This window comes from Lactobacillus nasalidis (assembly GCF_016587775.1).
Lineage (GTDB): Bacteria > Bacillota > Bacilli > Lactobacillales > Lactobacillaceae > Lactobacillus > Lactobacillus nasalidis.
Genome location: NZ_BOCG01000644.1, coordinates 1 through 4,748 on the forward strand (window position 1 = coordinate 1; position 4,748 = coordinate 4,748).

Consider the following 4,748-nt stretch of genomic DNA (forward strand, 5'->3'; position numbering starts at 1 on the left):
TTAAATGAGATTAGGAAGTGTCGGCAAGCATGACAGCCGACGGGAGAAGGGAGATTCAACTATGGCGACTCTTTTGCGGCGTGGCCGCTTCAGCCTCGGCTGGCTGTTAGTCTTGTTCGGGCTGTTTTTTACGGCCGGACGGGCGCAGGCGGCCAGCCAGGAGCTGACTCTGGTCAACTCCAACCCAGACCAGTCTACCAGTTTTGTGTTTAAGGGCTGGCTGGTTGACGACGAGGCCAAGCTGGCTGACTTGAATAAGCAGACCAGCGAGGAGCTGGATCAGAGCAGCCAGGCCGTTTTCCAAGAAAAAATGGCCGCTGGTCAAAGTCAGCTCAAGCTTTCTTTATCCCCTGGTCGTTATTACATCCGGGAATTGACCAAGCCGGGCGTGACGGTGCAGCCGATTTTGCTGACCCTGCCGACAAACAGCAGCAACCAGCAGACGGTCTACCTCAAGACTGAAGCAACCACCGGCCAAGTTCAGCTGACCAAGCTGGGTTATGACAGCAAAACTTCCAAGGGCAAGGCTCTGTCAGGAGTCAGTTTCTACCTTTATCAAGAAGGCACCAGTCTTCCCCTTAGGGTAGATGCCCTGGGCAAATTGTCAACGGATGACCGGGATTCGCGTTTGCTCTTGACGGACAAGAACGGGCTCATCAAGGTGACCGGCTTGCCGGCCGGCAATTACTACTTTGTCGAGCAGGCTACGGTTTCACCTTACGTTAAAAATTCTTCCCCGCAGCGCTTCACTGTCAAGGCCGGGCAGACGGCATACGTGACCGTGAAGAACTACCGGCCGACCGTCCCGACCAATCCGGACGAGCCGACTGTGCCGAAGAAGTCCAGCTCGAGCTCAAGTTCAAGCTCCAGCTCCAGCTCCAGCCGGCCAAAGGTGCCGACCAATCCGCAGAAGCCAAACGTGCCGGCCACTAGCAGCAGCAGCAGTAAAAAAGGCGGCTTGCTCCCGCAGACCGGTGAAGTCTTCAGCTGGCTGGCCATCCTGCTTGGCTCACTCTTGGTTTTGACCGGCCTGATCATGGCTGCCAAGAGCAGACGGCGCAAGTAAGTTGAACAGAAAGCAGATATGCAGATATAATGAACAAACAAGCAAAAAAGCAGCAAAATAATAAAAAGGGGCCAATCTGGCCCTTTATTTTGCTTTTAGTGGTTGGTCTTGGCCTTCTGGGCTATCCTTTGTCGACCCAGGCCTACAACTTCTGGCTGTCCCACCAAAAGGTGCAGTCCTTCCAGAAGGCGGCCAACAACCTCTCCTCCATTGAAGTCAAAAAGCGGCTCCGGCTGGCTAGGGCCTACAATGCCTCCCTGCTGTCGCCGGGCCAGCAGTCCAGCGTCAGCGACCCCTTCAGCAAGTCGGAAAAGAAGGCTGGGGTAGCGGCTTATGCCAAGATGCTGGAGCTTCATGAAAACATCGGCTATATCGACCTGCCCAAGCTGCACCAGGAGCTGCCGATCTATGCCGGTACCAGCGAGTCCGTCCTGCAAAAAGGGATCGGCCACCTGGCCGGCTCCTCGCTGCCTGTTGGCGGCAAGAGCACGCGGGCAGTTCTGACCGGGCACCGGGGCCTGCCTAACTCGCGCTTGTTCACGGACCTGCCGCGGTTGAAAAAAGGGGACGTCTTCTACGTTCACAACCTTGGCCAGGTGCTGGCCTACAAGGTCTACAAGATTGAAGTGATCAAGCCGACCCAGGTGGACAAGCTCAAGATCGTCAAGGGCAAGGACCTCTGCACCTTGATGACCTGCACGCCGTACATGATCAACACTCACCGTTTGCTGGTGACCGGCTACCGGATCCCTTACAACCCGAAGTCGGAAAAGAAGGCCAACGAGCAGAGCCAGAACCGGCTCATATGGATCGCCATCGCGGTCCTTCTGCCACTGCTGGCTATCATTATTTTCTTCTGGCACAGAAGAAGACGGAAGAAAAAGCAGGCTGGCAAGCAAGCCGGCCAGGCAGAAAAGAAAGAATAAAAGGCATGAAACAAACGGGCCGTCCGCTTAAGCGCGGGCAGCCCGTTTAATATTTTCCAGGATTGGCATCCTTTGTGAAAAAAACTCTGCAAATGATGATAGAATAAAGGTAAATAGTTCAATTAGAGTTAATTAGGTGAGTTACAGTGACGACAACACAAATCTGGATTAATTTGTTAGCAATAGTTGTGATTTTTGTTTTTGCCGCCTTCTTTGTCGCGGCTGAATTCGCGCTGGTGCAGGTCCGGCCCAGCCAGCTGGAGGACATGATCGCCAATGGGCAGGGGAATGTCAAGAAACTGCAAAGGGCCCTGCACATGTCACATAATTTGAATGAGTACCTGTCGACCACCCAGGTCGGCACCACCCTGGTCGGGGTCATCCTTGGCTGGTTCGGGGCGGATACTCTGGCCACCATTTTTGAAAGACTGCTGGCCTTGACGCCGCTGTCCAGAAACCTGGTCAACTCGATCGGCGCCTTGATCGGGGTGATCGTGCTGACTTATTTGGAAGTCGTTTTGACGGAAGTCGTGCCGAAAAACATCGCCATCGACGCTCCAGTCAAGATGCTGATGTGGATCGTCACCCCCCTGCACCTCTTTCACACGCTGGTTTATCCCTTCGTCTGGCTGCTGAATGCCAGCTCCGCCGGAATTCTGCGGATCATGGGCTTTAAGCCGGCTGATGAAGAAAACCAGGTCTACTCGCAGTCTGAAATCATCCGCTTGAGCAAAAACGCGGTGCATGGCGGGGCTCTGGACAAGGAAGACCTGACCTACATGGAAAGAGCCTTCCAGCTCAACGACAAGACGGCCAAGGACATCATGACCGACCGGACCCGGCTGACGGTTCTGGATGCCAGTGAAAGCATCAAGACGGCTTTGACCAAGTACCTGGACGACGGCTACAGCCGTTTTCCGGTCGTGCGCGAAAACGACAAGGACGACGTGGTCGGCTATGTCTATGCTTATGACATCGTGCAGCAAAGCCGGGTGGACGACCAGGTGCCGGTGACCCGGGTCAACCGGACCATCATCACCGTGCCTGAGTCAATGCCGATCCAGGACATCCTGCGCCTCATGATCAGCAAGCATACCCCAATCGTTCTGGTGGTCGATGAATACGGCGGCACCAGCGGGATCGTAACGGACAAGGACATCTATGAAGAGCTCTTCGGCTCAGTCAAGGACGAAATCGACGACGTTTCCGATGACTACATCATCAAGGGGACCGACGGCAAGATCCATGTTTCCGGGAAGACGACCCTGTATGACTTTGAGCGCTACTTCCACCGCAATCTCAAGAGCTTCCAAAACAGCGACATCATCACCATTGGCGGCTACATGATGGAACGCTACCCGGATTTGAAGAAGGAAGAGTCAATCGAGCTGGAAGGCTACCGCTTTACTTTGGCGGATATCCAGCAGGGGTTCATGCGCTGGTTTATCGTTGAGGAGCTAAATACAGACGATCAAGCCCAAAAAGAAGAATAAGATTCTTAAAAAGGAACGACTTTTAGCTAAAAGGCGTTCTTTTTTGGTCAATTAATGTTATAATCTGAATATACAAATTTGAAACAATTAGCAATCGAGGAAATCTAATGAAAAGTATTCATGACGCAGTTGATCACAAGTTGTACAGCGAGGAAGACATTGCCGAAATGACCAAGCGCCTTGGCCAGCAGCTGACCAAGGACTATGCCGGCAAACGGGTTCTGGTCGTTGGCGCTTTGAAAGGGGCCATCTTCTTCTTGACTGACCTCCTGCGGGAAATGGACTTGCCTTGCGATCTTGACTTTATTGACGTCTCCAGCTACGGCAACGGGACTGAATCAAGCGGCAAGATCACCGTTACCCACGATCTGGAAGCCGACGTTACTGGCCGGGACGTGCTGATCGTTGAAGACATCGTGGACACTGGCCTGACTTTGAAGTTCATGAAAGACGAGATGCTCAGCCGCGGGGCCAACTCAGTCAAGTGCTGCGTCCTGCTGAACAAGACGGCCCGCCGGACTACTGACGTGGACGTTGAATACTACGGCACGCACGTGGGCAACGAATTCGTCATCGGCTACGGGATGGACTTTGCCGGCCTTTACCGGAACCTGCCATACATCGGCGTCATCAAGCCGGAAGTCGTTGAAGAATTCAGCAGCCAGCACGAACACGACTAAATCAAGGCAAAAGAGCAAAAAAGACATCATCTGCTTGCAGACGATGTCTTTTTTAGTGGAGTTTTTTCCAGTAATAGACCGGCAGGCCCAGCAGGGTGATGCCCAGGCCGATCACGGACAAGGCAAACTGGTTGATCACCGTCATCACGACGATGAACAGGCCGCCGATGATGGAAATCAGCGGAATTACCGGATAAGCCGGCGTCTTGAATGGCCGCTTGAGTTCCGGTTCTCTTTTTCTGAGCAGCAAGACGGCGATCGACAGGAGGGTGGTGAAGGTCCACATGACAAAGACCAGCATGTCGGTCAGCACTTCGAAGTTCCCCAGCGAGATCATGATCAAGGCAATGGCGTTGACCAGCAGGGCCGAGAAGACCGGCACCCCGCTTCTGACTGAGGTCTTGGCCAGCTTCTGTGAACCGGGCAGCCGGTCTGCCTGGGCCAGAATATACGGCGTCCGCATCCCTGTAAGCATGAAGCCGTTGCAGGCCCCGTAAACCGAGAGCAGGATGCCGACAGTGACGATCTTGCCGCCGGCTTGGCCGAAGAGCTTCAAGGAAGCATAGTAGGCGGTGTTGCTGTT

5 protein-coding genes are annotated in these 4,748 nt (G+C 53.9%); 4 read left to right on the forward strand and 1 reads right to left on the reverse strand.

Features of this window, described 5'->3' with window-relative positions; all coding sequences use genetic code 11:
• Positions 1 to 61 precede the first annotated feature (61 nt).
• The 4 genes from lacNas_RS12205 (at position 62) to hpt (ending at position 4,165) form a co-directional block, all read left to right on the forward strand.
• Positions 62 to 1,066: an MSCRAMM family protein gene (locus lacNas_RS12205; RefSeq protein ID WP_201331446.1), complete on the forward strand. Its 1,005-nt coding sequence runs from the start codon at positions 62 to 64 to the stop codon at positions 1,064 to 1,066.
• A gap of 29 nt (positions 1,067 to 1,095) precedes the next feature.
• Positions 1,096 to 1,992, forward strand: a complete 897-nt coding sequence (locus lacNas_RS12210) for a class C sortase (protein WP_201331447.1) — start codon at positions 1,096 to 1,098, stop codon at positions 1,990 to 1,992.
• A 146-nt stretch (positions 1,993 to 2,138) separates the two neighbouring features.
• Entirely contained in the window at positions 2,139 to 3,485 is a 1,347-nt protein-coding gene (locus lacNas_RS12215) for a hemolysin family protein (protein ID WP_201331448.1), read from the forward strand.
• A 107-nt stretch (positions 3,486 to 3,592) separates the two neighbouring features.
• Positions 3,593 to 4,165, forward strand: coding sequence for a hypoxanthine phosphoribosyltransferase (gene hpt, locus lacNas_RS12220; protein ID WP_201331449.1), 573 nt, complete (start codon positions 3,593 to 3,595; stop codon positions 4,163 to 4,165).
• Between the two features lie 52 nt (positions 4,166 to 4,217).
• On the opposite strand, the gene lacNas_RS12225 is transcribed toward hpt, so the two are convergent.
• Positions 4,218 to 4,748 (reverse strand): APC family permease (locus lacNas_RS12225; protein ID WP_201346902.1); only part of this gene is annotated, 531 nt, incomplete at its 5' end.